Source organism: Streptomyces macrolidinus (genome assembly GCF_023887685.1).
In the GTDB taxonomy this organism is placed as follows: Bacteria; Actinomycetota; Actinomycetes; order Streptomycetales; family Streptomycetaceae; genus Streptomyces; species Streptomyces macrolidinus.
The window spans coordinates 16207-32674 of sequence record NZ_JAMWMR010000013.1 but is presented as its reverse complement, the minus strand read 5'-3'; the positions used below and the strand labels follow the sequence as shown (position 1 = coordinate 32674).

Below are 16468 nucleotides of genomic sequence, written 5' to 3'. Positions count from 1 at the left end.
GCTTGAAACGCATGGCATCCGTCCACTTGCCGGCTCACGACTCCGGCTGATCGCCTCTGGTCTCCTCTACGGCGGTCACTTGCCGGTGTCCGCCGCGGCGACCGCGAGTACCCGGTCCAGTGGCTCGCTCTCGCCGTGGAACAGCTCTCTGCCCCGCGCGATCCGCAGTTCCCGCTCCGCTCCCGGTCGGGTGAGTCGGGTCAGGTCGGCCAGCAGTTCGGCCTCGTCCTCGGCCAGGTCGGAGACGCCGAGTCCGGCCATGCGCCGGGCGCCTTGGGCGAAGTGACCCGGCAGCGGCCGGTGGCTGACCACCGGGAGCCCGGCGGCCAGTGCCTGGACGGCGGTCAGCCCTCCGGCGTTGTCCACCAGCGCCCGCGCGGCCCCCATCAGGCCCGGCATGTCCTCCTGCCAGCCGAGCGCCATGGTGCCGGGGACCCTGGCCAGCGACGTACGCAGCCGCTCGTTACGGCCGCACAGCACCACGGGCAGATACCCGTGACCCGCGAGGAGGCGGGCAGTGGTGTGAGGGCGGGACGCGACGCCCCAGGCACCGGCGGACATCAGCACCGGTGTCCTGCCGGGGTACTTCCGCGCGAAGACCTGACCCCACCGCACGGCCCCGGGAGCAGGCACGGTGAAGCGCGGGGCGACCACCGGGCCGGTGACATCGGCGGGCCGACCGGTGGCCCGGCGCGCTTCCTGGGCGGCCTGCTCGGTGAGGCACAGGAAGTGGTCGTTGCCGGGGTGCAGCCAGTGCCGGTGGGTGCCGAACTCGATCACGTAGACCACGCTCGGCACCGGCAGCAGCCCGCTCGCCCTGAGGTGACCGGTGAGCTGGGCGGCGAGGTGGAAGACGGGGACCACGACGTCCACCCGGTCCCGCTCGACCAGTTCGCGCAGCCGGTCCCCGGCGAGCCGGGCCAGCGGAACACCGCTCGGGCGCGGCCCCCGTCCGGGGCGCAGGAACGCGTGGTAGACCGCGCCATAGGTCCAGGGCGCGTGCCGTACGGAGACCTGGTAGCCGCGCCGCAGCCATCTGCCGAGGCTGCGGGGCAGCAGCGAGAGGACGTCCACCGTGCTCGCCCGGTGACCGTGTTCACCCGCCCGGCGGACGAGTTCGGCGGCCACCGTGTCATGACCGGCCCCCATGCTCGCGCTGACGACCAGCAGCCGCGCGCCCGGCATGCCGGGGCTCGTGGTGGCGCCGGGCACCTCGGTCACGGCTCGCGCGGGGAGCAGGAGAGGGGAGAGAACGATCGCATATCAGACGCTATGACCCCCGTCGTGTTCCGTAAACGGGGCCATACGGTTGGTTGCGCGTCCGGGGGTGTCCGCCACCCGCTCCGACGGTTCCGGAGCTCGATGTCCACGACAGGATGCGCGCTGACCGCCCGGCGGCGAACCTTCCGGTTCCGGGGTCACCGTTTCACCCTGCTGCCGGACCGGCGAGACACCTCCGCCACCGCCGTGTTCACCACGACGACCACCGCCATCACCACGGCGGCCACAGGATGCCCGACTTGGGACAAGGCCACTGCCCCACCGCCCAGTACCACTGCCTTGACGACGAGTACATAAGGCAGCGGTGGGCGCAGCCGTGCCTTCGGTGCGGCGAACAGCCACCACAGCACCACCGCTGCCGAGGGCGTTCCCAGTCCGAGCAGGACGTGAAGGGCCTTGCTGTCACCGACGGTGAAGCCCCACCAGCTCAGGCACGCCAGGGCGGCGAGTTCGAGAACGAACGCCAGGAACTCGTTGGCGACGTACCAACTCGGCCCGTCCAGAACGCTCTTGGGGTCAGATGGTGCCGTGGGGTCGAACGGTGTGGGCATGAAGTCCTCTCGGTACGCCGGTCACCCGGCGTGCCGACCGCCGGCGGCGACAGACTACTTCACCCGCTTCCACCACCCACCAGGCCCGACGCCGGTCCTCCTCGGGTGTTCGGTCGACGTCCCGCCGAGGAAGACCGGTTCATGAACGGCGCCGGTGTCCGCCGGGTCTCGCTACCAGCCGGCCTTCACTCCGTCGTAGGCCTTACGGCAGTCGGCGTTGGTGGCCTCGGCGGCGAGCTTCTGCATGGAGTTGCGCCAGACCTTCTTCGCCACCTTCTCCAACTCCCTCGTCTGGGAGGGGACGTTCGGCGCGTACTTCTTGAGCGTCGCGATGGACGAGGCGGTGAACTTGTGGCACGCGGGTCCGGCCGCGTTCCGGTAGCCGGTGTCCAAGTCCGTCGCCACCGCCTGGCCGTTCTTGGTGGCCCAGGTGTTCCAGGCCGCGCACGCTGTCTGCGTGAAGGCCGCCTGGTCGGCTTCGCTCAGGTTCGCGACCTCGTTCAGCATGGTGTTCTTGACCTTGTCGGGGACCGTGAAGTCCTTGACGGGGAACTTGTCGAAGGTCTGGAGCAGCGCCTCCTGGCACGCGGGCGGCAGCGGGGCCGCCTGCGCGGAGGCGGGGAGGGCCAGCGCGGAGGCGGACAGGAGAACCGCGGTGAGGACTGTGCGCTGGACGGTACGGGACAGGGTCATGGGTGATGCTCCTTGCGGGAACCATGGGGTGGGCCGGGCGCGGATCAGCGCCCGGGTACAGAACGATCACCGGCTCACGCCGGTGACGGCGGCTGTCGGGTCGTCCGACCGGTAGCCGTCGGTCACATGGGGCGCCTGCGTTCCCGTGGGAGCGCGTCGCGCGTGCGTCGGCGGAAGACCATGAACGCGGCCAGCGCCGCCCCCACGAGCCAGAGCACCTGGATCGCGAGGGCCTGGGCCACGGGTGCGGTGGAGAAGGCCGCGGACATGCTGGCCTGCACGGCGCCGTACGACGGCAGGAAGCGCACGATGGCGCTGTCCGAGCCGGAGCTCGACAGGGGGTTCTGCAGGGCCACGTCGATGACGCTGATCATCAGGATGGCGAACATGCCCTCCACCTCACGGCGGAGCACCGAGCCGAAGACGACGCCGAGCGCGCCGTAGGTCAGGGCCGCGCAGAACAGTGCGGCAGCGAGCATGAAGGACTGTCGCGGGGACCAGGCGAAGCCTGCGGCGGCCGTGGCGTAGGCGGCGATGGCGGCGCAGACCAGGGTGAGTGCGGACAGCTTGGCGAGGACCAGGTGGTGCCGTGGGTAACCCGCCATGGCCAGGCGCCGGTCGAAGGCACCACCGGTGAACGTGGCGGCGAACATCATGAACCCGGCGATCAGGGTGACCGCGTTGAGTGCGCCGGTGATCTGGGTGAGGTGGTTGCCGGGCGGGGTCAGGACCTCGTTCGTGGCCCGCAGCCGGAACGGCGCCGGCCGGTCGGGAATGGTCACGTAGGCCAACGCGATCCATACGGGGATGTACACCACCACGAGCAGCATCGCGAACCGGTTGCGGGCGTGACCGATCAGCGCGTACCGGGAGGCCGTGGTGAACAACGACCAGTGCCGCCTCATGCCGCCGCCCGGGAGTGCCGGTCCCGGCGGTGCAGGCGCCCGTCCTCCAGGCGCCACAGCTCGTCCAACCGGTCGATGTCGTACGCGAGGTGTGAGACGACCAGCACCGAGCGTCCGGCGTCGCGCAGCTCTGTCGCCAGCTTCCAGAAGCGTTGGTACGTCTCCCAGTCGAAGCCCTGGTAGGGCTCGTCGAGCAGCAGTACGTCCGGGTCGTGCATGAGCGCGAGGGTCAGGTTCAGCTTCTGCCGTGAGCCCCCGCTGAGCAGACCCGCGCGCTGGTCGAGGTACTCGGTGAAGTCGAGGATCTCCATCACCTCCTCGGCCCGTCGCAGGTCCGCGAGTCCGAAGGCGTGCCGGAAGAGGTCCAGGTGCTGGCGGACGGTGAAGGAGTCGTCCAGGACGACGGACTGCGGGCAGTAGCCGAACCTGCCGCTGTGGCGCACCGAGCCCCGGTCCGGCCTGAGTTCACCGGAGAGGATCCTCAGCAGCGTCGTCTTGCCCGCGCCGTTCTCCCCGACGATCCCGGCGAGGACACCGGGCCGCAGATGGAGGTCGACGCCGCGTAACACGGCGTGCTGCCGGTAGGAGTGGTGCACATCTGTGACGTCCAACGCGCTGCTCCGTCGTTCCAGATCTTCCGGTGGTCAGGTCCCGATCGACCCCAACGAGCAAGCGGGGCAAGGGAAACGGCGCCGGGAGCGCTTCTGTCCCGCGGCGTCAATCCGATGCACGTCGCGTCACGCGTGCGGCGGTGTTTCCAGCGGCGGAAGGGTCCGGGGCGACCGGGGCGGCTAGCGTGCTCAGGGCCGGGGGTGCCAACAGTCTGCCCCCGCTCGTGGGGCGGGAAGGTCGGTCGGTCATGCGTCGTCGGCCAGTCATGCGGAGAACATGTGTGATCGGCGCCGGGCCGTCCGGCCTGGCCGCGAGCAAGGTCTTCGCCTCGCGGAACGTCCCGTTCGACTGCTTCGAGGCCGGGTCGGGCATCGGCGGACTATGGCGGTACGGCAACGACAACGGCATGTCGGGGGTCTACGCGTCACTGCACACGAACATCTCGAAGGAGAGCATGTCCTTCACCTCCCGGGCCATGCCCGCGACCTACCCGGTCTTCCCCCATCACAGCCTGGTTCTGGCCTACTTGGAGGACTACGCCGCGTCGTTCGACCTGCACCGGCACATCGTGTGCGACACGAAGGTCACCTCGGTGCGGCCCGTGGACGACGGCGGCTGGGAGGTGGTCTGCCGACACCGCGGCACCGAGGCCGAGGAGACGCGGCGCTACAGCGCGGTGGTGGTCGCCAACGGGCACCACTGGGACCCGCGCCTCCCGACCCCCGCCGTGCCCGGTGCCGAGGAGTTCGAAGGGACCGCGATCCACTCGCACGACTACCGCACCCCTGATCCGTATGCCGGTCGGCGGGTCCTGGTGATCGGCATGGGCAACTCCGCGTGCGAGATCGCGGCGGAGATCTCGCGTACGGCGGCGCGGACGTTCCTCTCCGCGCGCAACGCGGCGCATGTGTACCCCAAGATGCTGCTCGGCCGTCCGGCGGACCACTTGGCGTCGAGCCCGCTGTCCGACCTCCCGCGGTTCCTCAAGGATCCGGCGTTGCGGCTCCTGCTACGGCTGTCCCGTGGCGCCTCGGCTCAGTACGGGCTGCCCGAACCGGTCGGCGGACCGCTCGCGAGCCACCCCTCCACCTCCGACGAACTCCTCGTCCAACTGGCCCGCGGCGCGGTGACACCGAAGCCCGGCGTCAGCTCCTTCGGCCGGGACACGGCGGCGTTCACGGACGGCAGCCGGGAAGCGGTGGACGCCGTGGTGTACGCCACGGGATACACGATCTCCTTCCCCTTCCTGGACCCCGCCGTGTTCGCCGCCCCGGAGGGCCGTACGGAGCTGTACCTGCGCACGGTCCCGCCTCGCCTCCCCGGGCTCTACTTCATGGGGCTCGCCCAACCCTCCGGCGCGGCCTTCCCGTTGCTCGAACCGCAGGCAGAATGGATCGCCGAGCTGATCGAGGGCACGGTCGCGCTGCCGTCGCCGACGGACATGACGCGGGCGATCGCGCGCGAGTGGCGCCGCCATCGCACGACGTACGTGTCCACCTACCGCCATGGAATCGAGATCGACTTCCGCACCTACCGGAGAGTCCTCCGCCGGGAACGCCGAGCAGGCAGGCGTCGCGTCCGTTGAGCCTGGGCACCCTGCGGCTGCTCATGTCCCCGCGCCACGCCTCGCTCACCGGTACCTGCTTCCCGGCGGACCTTCCGGTCCCGTTCACGTCGACGCCGAGGTCTGCTCCAGTTCCCCCACGGCCTGCTCCCACAGCTTCGGAAGCAGTTCCGCGAGCGGCAGTGCGGGGTCGGCGACGAAGGACACCTCGGCCCAGTTGCCGAAGAACGACAGGCCCACTCCGCAGAGTTGACCGGGAACGAGCAGGGGGAGCAAGGCGGTGCCCGTCACTTGGGAGTCGCCCAGGCTTCCCTTGTCGGCGAGCGGCATGGACGTGGCCATGAGGCCGCTGACGCGCGGGGAGAGCATCCTGCGCAGGTACCACTCGGTCGGGCGGTCCGGCATGAAGCGGACCAGGTCCTGAACGGCCTGCCGCCAGGTCTCGCCGCGCAGCTTCCGGGTCGTCGCCATGATGTGCTCCAGGCGCCGCACGGGCGAAGCACCGTTCCCGCGCTGGGTCCGTACGGGGAGTTCCAGCGGCAGGGCGAAACAGCGGTTGCCCCAGGTCTGTTCCTCCTCCGGGCGGCGCGCGTCCACGGGCAGCAGTGCCGTCACCCGAGGCAGTGGTACGCCGGAGCGGGCCGACCAGGTCGCCAACGCCCCGGTGAGGGCGGCCAGATGGGCGTCGTGGGCGGATCCGCCGTGCGCCGCACCGACCCGGCGGAGGACGTCCGCCGGTACACGGCCCCGCCACAGCCGCCGCTCTCCCGTGGCGACGAAGGGGACGGCCGGGCGGCGGCCACGAACGGCGAGTGAGCGGGCCATGAACAGCGCGGCCAGCCCGACGGCCGTGCCGAGCCGCCGGGGCAGACCGGCCAGGCCGCCCTTCCTCGGCACCGGACGGGCCGAGGGCTCCCCCTCACCCAGCACGGCGCGAAAGGTCATCGCGGCGGCGGCACCGTCCTGGCAGGCGTGGTGGAAGCGGTAGCACACGGCGTACTCGTCGGGCGCATGGCCGTGGATCAGCCAGACACCCCAGTAAGTGCCGGGCGCGAACGGCGCGTTGAGCGCGGTGTGCAGGGCGGCGTCCCACCCCTCGGGGCCCTCGGCGACCACCTCGTGGACATGGCGGTCGACGGCGAAGTCCGCGTCCGGCCGCCATCGGGGGCGCCGTGTGCCGCCCTCGAGTCGGCTGGTGAGCAAGGGCAGCCGAGTCAGGCCGTAGCCCACGTACGCGCGGAGGTCGGCCAGGCTCGGGGGCGGACCGCTCAAGTACGCGACGCCGCCGGTGTCCCAGCGAACGTCGGGGTGGCGGCGCGCCATGCCGAGGAACGCGCGGTCGACCGCGTGGGTGGGATGGCCGGGAAGGGGAACGGACACGGGCATCGCGGAACTCCAGTTCGTGCCGAATGAGGGGCAGGCCAGGCGCGCTGCCGACCGGTACCCGGCGACACCGAACACGTCACCTCGGCCTCGGCCTGAATCGGTCCGGTTATATCCGCTCGCGGGAAACGCCCGCGCGCACCCCTCCCCAGCCCAGCCGGGCTCACCACCCCGCACCCCACCGCCCGACGAGGACACGATGTCCCCCGGTCACCGCCCGTGAGACCACCCGAACGAGGGACGGCACTCCCGACAGCCTCCGATACGTCCGTACGGCCGTCGCCCTGGCCCGTGTTGAGGGTCCGCAGGCATCGTCCGGACGTCACGCGGAGCACGACCTTGGTCCTCCGTTCGGGTGAGCAGAGGGGCTCGGGGCTCCATCACCGCCCGCCGTCTGACACTGTGCTCCGCGCCGCCGCAATGACCTCGGCCTTCCTCGCCCTCGCCTGCGGTCGTGGTCCTGTCCCTTTCGGAGCCCTTGGAGCCAAGGTCATGCACGTCGCCCTCACCGGCGCCACCGGATTCCTCGGACTCCGCCTGCTGCGCCGTCTGCTCGACACGCATCGGTCGGTGACGGTCCTGGTCCACGCGGGGTCGGGCGACGCGCTGCACCGCATCACCCGGTTCTTCGCCCTGACGGGCGCGCCCGAGTCGTTCGTCGCCGAACTCCCCGACCGGCTACGGGTGGTGGAGACCGAGGTGGAGCGGCCCGGGCTGGGGCTGTCCCGGTGCGCGTTCCAGGAGTTGGCCGACGGTCTCGGCGCGATCTGGCACAGCGCGGGCAGCATCAACCTCGAGGGGAACCTTCCCGAGTTACGCCGGACCAATGTCGAAGGGACCCGGCATGTACTGGAGTTGGCCGCCGCCGGACGCGAGAGACCCGTGGTCCACCATGTGAGTACCGCCTTCGTGGCCGGGAGCCGACGCCAGGGGGTGGCGTACGAGGACGAGTTGGACGACACGTACGGCTTCGAGAACGCCTACGAACGTTCCAAGTACGAGGCGGAGGTGCTGGTTCACGCCTGGGCGCGGGAGCATCGCCGTCCGGTCGTGGTGCTGCGGCCGAGCGTGCTGGTCACGGATGTGCCGCCGCATCCGGAACTGCCCTCGCATCCGCTTCAGGTCGTCGAGCGGATCCTGCGCGACGCGCGCCGCAGTGCCGGCCCCGGCGGTCCCCACGGCACGGACCCGGGCGACCGTCCCCGCATCCGGTTGGTGGGCCATCCGCACGGTCGGTTGAACCTGATGCAAGTGGAGCACGCGGCCGAGGTCATGGTGCGGCTGGCCGCCCGGCCGCCCTCGGGCGGAGTCGACACGTACCACGTCGTCCATGACCGCGACGTGCCGGTGCCGACGATCGTGGCCCTGCTGGAACGGCTGGTCCGGATGTCGATCGAGCTGGTCGCCACGGAGCCGGACGACCCGTCGGCGCTGGAGGCGCTGCTGGACTTCTACCCGGGTCTGACGACCTACCTGACCCACCGGCGGCGCTTCGACGACACACGGGTCCGCACCCTGTTCGGCCCGTCGGCGGCCTCCGGCCGGGTGGACCTCGACTACCTGTGGTCCGGCCTGGCCCCGACGGGCCGGGTTCCCGCCGGACCGCCGGGCACGCCCGCGACCGCCACCGGCTTCCCGTCCGCGCAGCACACCCCGAACGCCGCCCCGTACGCCCAACACGCCTAGTACGTCAGCCCGCCAGCCCCCCTTTCCCGCTGGAGCCCCTCCGTGCCCGTCCTGTCCTCCCCCGACGCCCCCGTCGCGCCGCCGCCCGTCTTCTCCCTCGGGGACATCGCCGCCCTTGCCCGACGCGTCCGGGAACCCGTCCATGTCGTCAGCGGGCCGACCGGCCGTGAGCTGGGGCTCGCGATCGGTCCCGTACCGGAAGGACCGGTGCTCGGCACGCTGCCGCCGCTGTACCCGGAGTGGCTCGGCGGGCGCACCTTCTGCGAGGCGCACGGCGTCCGATTCCCTTACGTGGCGGGCGAGATGGCGAACGGCATCGCCACCACCCGGATGGTGTCCGCGATGGCCCACGCGGAGATGCTCGGCTTCTTCGGCGCCGGGGGTCTCGCCTACGCCGAGGTGGAGCGGGCCGTGCAGGCGCTGGCCCGGGAGCTGCGGTCCCGCCCCAACTGGGGCGTGAACCTCATCCATTCACCCGCCGAACCCGCCCTGGAGCTCGGCGTCGCCGAGCTGCTGCTGCGCTGCGGTGTGCCCCGGATCTCGGCGTCGGCGTTCATGGAGCTGACCCCGGCCGTGGTGCTGTGTTCGGCCCGAGGGCTGCGGCGGGGCGCCGACGGCGGGATCGTGCGGCGCACGCGGATCCTCGCCAAGGTCTCCCGCCCGGAGGTGGCCGAGAGGTTCCTCTCCCCCGCCCCGGCCGCGCTGTTGGACCGACTCGTCGCCGAGCGGAAGCTGACCGCGGAGGAGGCCCGGCTGGCGGCCCTGGTGCCGGTGGCCGAGGACATCACCGTGGAGGCCGACAGCGGAGGTCACACAGACAACCGGCCGTTGTCGGTCCTGCTGCCGAGGATCGCCCTGCTGCGCGACGCGTTGTGCCGCCGGTTCGGCTACCCGCGACCGGTCAGGATCGGCGCGGCGGGTGGTCTGGGCACACCGGACGCGGTGGCTGCCGCGTTCGCCCTCGGCGCCTCCTACGTGGTCGTCGGATCGGTGAACCAGACGGTCGTCGAAGCGGGGTTGTCGGACGAGGCCAAGGCGATGCTCTGCGAGGCGGATGTCGCCGATGTGGCCATGGCACCGGCAGCGGACATGTTCGAGTCGGGGGTCACGCTGCAAGTGCTGTCCCGGGGAACGATGTTCGCCCAGCGCGCGGGCAGACTGTACGCGGCGTACCGGGCGCACGGTGCGCTGGAGGAGATCCCGGCCGCGTTGCGTGCCACGCTCGAACGCGACGTGCTGCGCGCCTCGTTCGACGAGGTCTGGCAGCGCACACGCGCGTTCTGGGAGCGGCGCGATCCCTCGGAGATCACGCGCGCCGAGGCCGATCCGAAGCACCGTATGGCGTTGGTCTTCCGCTGGTACCTGGGCAGTTCGAGCCGGTGGGCGATCACCGGGGAGGCGGCCCGGCGTACCGACTACCAGATCTGGTGCGGGCCCGCGATGGGTGCGTTCAATCGCTGGGTCGCGGGCACGTTCCTGGCCGAACCGGCGAACCGGTCCGTGGTGCAGATCGCGCTCAACCTGCTCGAAGGCGCCGCGGTGCTCACCCGCGCCCATCAACTACGCACCTATGGAGTGCCGTTGCCGACCGGCGCGTTCGTCTACACCCCGTGCGGGCTGGCATGAGCGGCCCCGGCGCCGCGCAGGCGTCGACAGCAGCGCAGGTGCCCGTCGCCGTGGTCGGGGTCGGCGCCCTCGTACCGGGCGCGACGGACGCGGCCGGGTACTGGCGGATCGTGACCGGCGGCCGGGACCTGATCACCGAAGTGCCCGCCTCCCGCTGGCTGGTGGCGGACCACTACGACCCGGACCCGGCCGCGCCCGACAAGACGTACGCCCGCCGGGGCGCGTTCCTGCCGGAAGTGGACTTCGAACCGTTGGCGTACGGGGTGCCGCCCGCCAACCTGTCGGCGACGGACACCTCCCAACTGCTCGCCCTGCTGGTCGCCGACCAGGTGCTGACCGATGCCGGTGGTCTGTCGGGCGTGGACCGGGACCGGGTCGGTGTCGTACTCGGCGCGGCTGCCCTGGAGCTGCTTCCGCACATGTACGGGCGCGCCCAACGCCCGGTGTGGGCCAAGGCGTTGCGGGAGAGCGGTCTGCCCGAGGCAGAGGTGCGGGCCGTGTGCGACCGTATCGCGGCGCACTTCAACCCTTGGCAGGAGTCGACCTTCCCGGGCCTGCTCGGCAATGTCGTCGCGGGCCGGATCGCCAACCGGTTCGATCTGCACGGCATCAACCACACGACCGACGCGGCCTGTGCAAGCTCGCTGGCGGCCCTGTCCACGGCGGTCGGTGAACTCTCGCTCGGCCGGGCAGACTTGGTGATCAGCGGCGGTGTGGACACCGGGAACGACATCGGCATGTTCCTGTGCTTCTCCAAGACGCCCGCGCTCTCCCCGACCGGTGACTGCCGTCCGTTCTCGGACGCGGCGGACGGCACCATGCTCGGCGAAGCGGTCGTCATGTACGCCCTGAAGCGGCTGTCCGACGCGGAGCGGAACGGCGACCGGATCCACGCGGTGATCCGGGGCGTCGGCGCCTCGTCCGACGGCAGGAGTACGGCGATCTACGCGCCGCTTCCGGGCGGTCAGGCACGGGCTCTGCGGCGCGCCTACGAGCAGGCGGGCTACGGCCCACGGACCGTGGAGCTGGTCGAGGCGCACGGGACCGGCACGAAGGCCGGGGATGCGGCCGAACTCGCGGCCCTGCACGAGGTGTTCGAAGCGTCGGAGGGTACGGACGCGCACGACGGACAGTGGTGCGCGATCGGTTCGGTCAAGTCGCAGATCGGGCACACCAAGTGCGCGGCGGGGGCGGCGGGGCTGCTCAAGGCGGTCATGGCCCTGCATCACAAGGTGCTGCCGCCGACCATCAAGGTCGGCCGGCCGATCCCGGCGGCGGCTGCCCCGGACGGCCCGTTCTACGTCAACACGGAGACCCGGCCATGGGTACGGCCCGCCGGTCATCCGCGCCGCGCGTCGGTGTCGAGCTTCGGCTTCGGGGGCAGCAACTTCCATGTCACGTTGGAGGAGTACGTGCCGTCGGGTACCCCTGCGCGCGTGCCACCACGTCATCGCTCGGCGCCGAGCGAACTCGTCCTGTTCAGCGGCGCGTCACCGGCCGACCTGGTGTCGCCGGACGCGAGCGGCGACCGGCCGCTGGCCGCACTCGCCCGGGAGAGCCAGAGAGCGTTCTCGGCCACCGATCCGCTGCGGTTGGCCGTCGTCGCCACGGACATCGAGGATCTGCGGGAGAAGTACGCGCAGGCGCTCTCGCTGATCCGGCAGCGGCCCGGCACCGCGTTCGCGACCCCGAACGGCGTCCGGTACGCCTGCGGGGACCCGGCGGTCGGCCGTCTCGCCTTCCTGTTTCCGGGCCAGGGGTCCCAGTACGTCGGGATGGGCGCCGACCTCTCGATGCTGGCACCGGCCGCCCAGGCCGTGTGGGATCGGCTGGGCGGTGCCCGGTTCGACGGGCGGCCCCTGCACCGGGTGGTGTTCCCACCGCCCGCCTTCGCCGACGAGGAACGCGCGGCCCAGGTCGCCCGGTTGGCCGCCACGGAGTGGGCGCAGCCCGCACTCGCGGTGCACGCGCTGGCGCTGTTGGAGGTACTGCGGGAGCTGGGGCTGCGACCGGACTGCGTGGCGGGCCACAGCTTCGGCGAGTTGGTGGCGCTGCACTGCGCGGGTGCCCTGGACGCCGACACGTTGGTCTCGCTGGCCCGCAGGCGCGGTGAGTTGATGCGGGAAGCGGCCGTCGTACCGGGCGCGATGCTGGCCGTGGCGACGGACCGCGCGCACATGGCGGCGGCGCTGGCCGAGGGCGCGTTCGGCGACATCTGGTCGGCCAATCTCAACTCGCCGCGTCAGGTGGTGCTTTCGGGGACGGCGGAGGCCGTCGCGCGTGCCGAGCGGGCGTTCGCGGCGGAAGGTGTCGGCACGCACCGGCTGACCACGTCGACCGCGTTCCACAGCCCGCTGGTCGCCCCGGCCGCTGAGCCGCTCGCCACCTTCCTGCACACGGTTCCGGTCGCAGAGCCCCGGATCGAGGTGTACGGCAACGCGGATGCAACACCGTACCCGACCTCGCCCGATGCCGTACGCCGCCGGATCGCCGACCAGTTGGCCTCGCCGGTGCTCTTCCAGGACCAGATCGAGGCGATGTACGCGGCGGGGGTGCGGACCTTCGTCGAGGTCGGCGCGGGCGCGGCGTTGACCGGCCTGGTCGGACAGATCCTCGGTGACCGCGCGCACGCGGCCGTCTCCCTGGACCGGGCCGAACGGTCCGGGGTCAGCACCCTGCACACCGCGCTCGGCGAACTCGCCGTACGCGGAGTCCCGTTCGGCTTCTATCCCCTCTGGGCGCCGTACGGCTCGCCCGAACCCCCAGCCAAGGAGCGCGCGCCCCGGATGACCGTGAAGATCAGCGGAGCCAACTACGGTCAGCTCTACCCGCCTTGCGACGAAGCTGCCGAAGTCGCCGAGCCCGCCGAAGTCGCCGAGACCCCCGAACTTCGGCCGTCGGCCCCCGTGTCGGGGCACCGGCCGGAACACCCCCACCCGCAGCCCGCACCCGCGTCCGACATCCCGGCGGTTCCCATGTCCTCGAATACCCCCGCTCCGGAGCCGTCGGCGTACGACGCCGTGTCCGCGTACGAAGCCATGTCCCCGTACGAAGCCGTGTCCCCGTACGACACCGAGGCCGCGTCCCCGTACGGCACCGAGTCCGGGGCCGCCCCCGGTGCCGAGTGGTACGCCGCGGTGGAGAGCGTTCAGCGGCAGACCGCCGAGGCCCACGCGGCCTGTCAACGCATGCTGACCGACAGCCACTTGGCCTTCCTGCGGATGACCGAGACCACCCTGGCCGCGATGCTCGGCGTGCAGGCCGTCGGCGATGCACCCGACGCCCCGACTTCCCTGACCCCGCTGCCGCTCCCCCGTCCTTCGGAACCGCGCCAGGCTCCGGCACCCGTGACGTCGGCCCCGGCGGTGGCCGTCGAGCAGCGGACCTCGGTCGCCGCCCCCGTGGTCCCCCCAGCACCGGCCACCGATGCCGCACCTGTACCGCCCCCCGAACTGTCGGCACCGGAACTGTCGGCACCCGAGTTGGAGGAACTCCTCCTCTCCGTGGTGGCCCAACTCACCGGCTACCCGGTGGAGATGCTCACCGTGGACATGGAGTTGGAGGCGGATCTGGGAGTCGACTCGATCAAGCGCGTCGAGATCCTGTCGGCCGTACGCCGCCGCGTGGGTGACCTGGCGACGGGAGACGTCGGCGAACTCGGCAAGCTCCGCACGCTGCGCGAGATCGTAGAGGCGCTCACGACGACCGGCCGCCCGCCCGGCACCCCTGGGCCGAACTCCCGTACACCAGACGGCCGTACACCAGACTCCCGTACGTCGGATTCCCGTCCGCCGTCCTCCCCGGCGCAGGACTCCCCGGCCGAGGCGCGGTCCCACACCGTCGCGAAGATCCCCGCCATGCGCACCGAGTCCGAGCCGGACAAGGCGCTGACGAGGCTGGTGCAGCGCGCCGTGGAGTCACCCGCGTCCGGCCTGGCGACGGCGGGACTCCTGGACGGGCCGCTCGTGGTGACGGACGGAGGCGTCGGCCGCTCCGCGATCACCGACCTCGTCGCGCTGAAGCTGGCGGAGCGCGGCGTGGACGCCACCGCCGTGACGAAGGTGCCCGAGGACGCGCGTGCCGTCGTCCATCTCGGCGGGCTGACCGGGGGCAGCGGGCAGGACGACGCACGGGAGGCCCACCGGTCGGTGTTCCGCGCGGCGCGCACCATGGCGGCCCAAGTGACCGAGTGGGGCGGGCTGTTCGTGACCGTGCAGGACACCGGAGGCGACTTCGGGCTCCGTGGCCACGCCCCGGATCGGGCGTGGCTGGGCGGCGTCGCCGGTCTGACCAGGACCGCGGCGAAGGAATGGCCGGGCGCCTCGGTCAAGGCCATCGACTGCGAGTGCGGCGACCGCTGCGACGAGGAGGTCGCCGAGGCGATCGTGCGAGAGCTGTTCGAAGGCGGACCCGACCCGGAGGTGGGTCTCCGGGCGGACGGGACCCGCACCACCCCGCGAGTGGTACCCGCCCCCGTGGTTCCCGGTGGCACCCGGCGGATCACCTCGGAGTCGGTGATCGTGGCCACCGGAGGGGCCCGCGGGGTGACGGCCGCCGCGCTGCTGGATCTGGCGAGGGCCCACCGTCCGCGGATCGTTCTGCTCGGCCGGACGGCACCGGCTCCCGAGCCCGAGGGGCTCGCGTCGGCCACCGACGAACCGGCCCTCACCCGCCTGCTCGCCGAGCGTTCCGCCGCGGACGCTACGAACGCGGCGCACGCGGCGGACTCCTCGCCCGCCCGGATCGCGGCGCGGGCCCGGGAGATCCTGGCCGCGCGCGAGGTGCGCGCGACACTGGCGGCGCTGGAGGAGGCCGGGTCCCCCGTTCGGTATGTGCCGGTGGACGTCCGCGACGGTGACGCCGTCGCCGCCGCGCTGCGTGAGGTACGGGAGGTGTGGGGGCCGGTCACCGGCATCGTGCACGGTGCGGGGGTGCTGGCCGACAAATGGCTGGCCGACAAGACCGAGGAGCAGGTCGAACGGGTAATGTCCACAAAGGTGGACGGTCTGCGCGCGCTGCTGGCCGCGACGGCGGACGATCCGCTGGAGGTGATCTGCCTGTTCTCCTCGGTGGCCGCCGTGTTCGGCAACGCGGGGCAGAGCGACTACGCCATGGCCAACGAGGTCCTCGGCCAGGTGGCGTCCGCCGAGCAGGCCCGCCGCCCCGACTGCCTGGTGCGGTGCGTCGCGTGGGGTCCGTGGCGCGGCGGCATGGTCACACCCGCTCTGGCCGGGCACTTCGGCCGGTCCGGAGTCCCGCTGATCCCCCTGGAGCAAGGGGCCGCCGCGTTCACGGCCGAGTTGGACGGCGCGGCCGGTGAGGCCCGTGTCGTCCTGGTGGCCGGGGACGATCCGGCGGCCCTGTCCCCGGCCGGTGATCCGCGTCCGGCGCAGGTGCTCGTCCGGGCGGACAGCGCACCGCAGTTGGCCGACCATGCGATCACCGGGGTTCCCGTACTGCCTGTGGCGATGGTCCTGAACTGGTTCGCGGGGGCGGCCACCGCCTGGCTGCCCGGCGCCAACTCCCTTGTCCTGCGCGACCTTCGAGTGTACCAGAAGTACGAGCTGCCCGAACTGGACGGACCCGGCCATCGGTTGACCGTGCACGGCAGCCGGGGCGCGGCCGGTTCGCCGTCGGGGCTGGAGGCGGAACTGCGGGGAGAGAGCGGGGTGGCGCACTTCCGGGCCGTGCTGGATGCCGGGGCCGAAGAGCCGGACCCGGCGGCGTGGAGCAGTCCGGAGGGCCTCAAGCCCCTGGGCCGCGGCGAGTTGTACGACGGTGAGTGCCTCTTCCACGGCCCTCGCTTCCACTGTGTCCGCTCGCTGCAAGGTGTTTCGGCGCACGGAGCCGAGGCGATCGTCGCGGGCGTACGCGCCCTGGAGTGGCCGGGTGAGCACTGGCCGCTCGACCCCGCCGCCGTGGACGGCGCGCTCCAACTCGCCCTGGTCTGGGCGCAGGAGGAACTCGGCGCGGCGACGCTGCCGATGGCCGTCGCGGAGTGCCGGGTGCACCGGGGCGGCCCGGTGGAGGACACCGTGCGGTGTGTGGTGCGGGGCCGGAAGGTGCACAGCACGGGGGCGCGCTGCGACGCGGCGCTGATCGATGCCGACGGGGCGGTCCGTCTGGAACTGCTCGGCGTGGAACTCGTCCGCCGCCCCTCCTGAGTC

The 16468-nt window shown here is 72.1% G+C and carries 10 protein-coding genes; 4 read left to right on the top strand and 6 right to left on the bottom strand.

Annotated elements, in window-relative coordinates; genetic code table 11:
• Window positions 1-75 precede the first annotated feature (75 nt).
• The 5 genes from NGF19_RS16260 to NGF19_RS16240 all read right to left on the bottom strand — a co-directional run bounded on the left by NGF19_RS16260 (window position 76) and on the right by NGF19_RS16240 (window position 4041).
• A complete protein-coding gene (locus NGF19_RS16260) occupies window positions 76-1185 on the bottom strand; it encodes an MGDG synthase family glycosyltransferase (RefSeq protein ID WP_443735601.1) in 1110 nt (369 codons plus the stop codon).
• A gap of 233 nt (window positions 1186-1418) precedes the next feature.
• Entirely contained in the window at window positions 1419-1832 is a 414-nt protein-coding gene (locus NGF19_RS16255) for a YrdB family protein (RefSeq protein WP_252425638.1), read from the bottom strand.
• Between the two features lie 171 nt (window positions 1833-2003).
• The gene (locus NGF19_RS16250) at window positions 2004-2525 is read right to left on the bottom strand and encodes a hypothetical protein (protein ID WP_252425637.1); all 522 of its coding nucleotides are present in this window, start codon (window positions 2523-2525) and stop codon (window positions 2004-2006) included.
• Window positions 2526-2647: 122 nt separating this feature from the next.
• Complete coding sequence (locus NGF19_RS16245) at window positions 2648-3430, bottom strand: ABC transporter permease (protein WP_252425636.1); 783 nt, start codon at window positions 3428-3430, stop codon at window positions 2648-2650.
• Window positions 3427-4041, bottom strand: a complete 615-nt coding sequence (locus NGF19_RS16240) for an ABC transporter ATP-binding protein (protein ID WP_252425635.1) — start codon at window positions 4039-4041, stop codon at window positions 3427-3429. Before NGF19_RS16240 ends, NGF19_RS16245 begins: the two co-directional genes overlap by 4 nt.
• 281 nt (window positions 4042-4322) lie before the next feature.
• On the opposite strand from NGF19_RS16240, the gene NGF19_RS16235 reads away from it, so the two are divergent.
• Window positions 4323-5627: an NAD(P)-binding domain-containing protein gene (locus tag NGF19_RS16235; RefSeq protein ID WP_252425634.1), complete on the top strand. Its 1305-nt coding sequence runs from the start codon at window positions 4323-4325 to the stop codon at window positions 5625-5627.
• A gap of 84 nt (window positions 5628-5711) precedes the next feature.
• Here NGF19_RS16235 and NGF19_RS16230 read toward each other — a convergent pair whose 3' ends face one another.
• Window positions 5712-6929 (bottom strand): wax ester/triacylglycerol synthase domain-containing protein, encoded by a 1218-nt coding sequence (locus NGF19_RS16230; RefSeq protein WP_372505667.1) that lies wholly within the window; start codon window positions 6927-6929, stop codon window positions 5712-5714.
• 552 nt (window positions 6930-7481) lie between these two features.
• On the opposite strand from NGF19_RS16230, the gene NGF19_RS16225 reads away from it, so the two are divergent.
• From NGF19_RS16225 to NGF19_RS16215, 3 genes are read left to right on the top strand one after another with little or no spacing between them, the layout of a single operon-like run.
• Window positions 7482-8675 carry an SDR family oxidoreductase gene (locus NGF19_RS16225; protein ID WP_252425632.1) on the top strand — a complete coding sequence of 398 codons (1194 nt, stop codon included), beginning with the start codon at window positions 7482-7484 and terminating at the stop codon, window positions 8673-8675.
• A 42-nt stretch (window positions 8676-8717) separates the two neighbouring features.
• Window positions 8718-10301 carry a PfaD family polyunsaturated fatty acid/polyketide biosynthesis protein gene (locus tag NGF19_RS16220; RefSeq protein WP_252425631.1) on the top strand — a complete coding sequence of 528 codons (1584 nt, stop codon included), beginning with the start codon at window positions 8718-8720 and terminating at the stop codon, window positions 10299-10301.
• Window positions 10298-16465, top strand: a complete 6168-nt coding sequence (locus NGF19_RS16215; RefSeq protein ID WP_252425752.1) for a type I polyketide synthase — start codon at window positions 10298-10300, stop codon at window positions 16463-16465. Before NGF19_RS16220 ends, NGF19_RS16215 begins: the two co-directional genes overlap by 4 nt.
• Window positions 16466-16468 lie beyond the last annotated feature (3 nt).

Coding starts and splice junctions, on each gene's coding strand:
- NGF19_RS16230 (WP_372505667.1), bottom strand. CDS start 6,929: ATGGCGCGCCGCCACCCCGACGTTCGCTGGGACACCGGCGGCGTCGCG.
- NGF19_RS16225 (WP_252425632.1), top strand. CDS start 7,482: ATGCACGTCGCCCTCACCGGCGCCACCGGATTCCTCGGACTCCGCCTG.
- NGF19_RS16245 (WP_252425636.1), bottom strand. CDS start 3,430: ATGAGGCGGCACTGGTCGTTGTTCACCACGGCCTCCCGGTACGCGCTG.
- NGF19_RS16250 (WP_252425637.1), bottom strand. CDS start 2,525: ATGACCCTGTCCCGTACCGTCCAGCGCACAGTCCTCACCGCGGTTCTC.
- NGF19_RS16255 (WP_252425638.1), bottom strand. CDS start 1,832: ATGCCCACACCGTTCGACCCCACGGCACCATCTGACCCCAAGAGCGTT.
- NGF19_RS16215 (WP_252425752.1), top strand. CDS start 10,298: ATGAGCGGCCCCGGCGCCGCGCAGGCGTCGACAGCAGCGCAGGTGCCC.
- NGF19_RS16260 (WP_443735601.1), bottom strand. CDS start 1,185: ATGCCGGGCGCGCGGCTGCTGGTCGTCAGCGCGAGCATGGGGGCCGGT.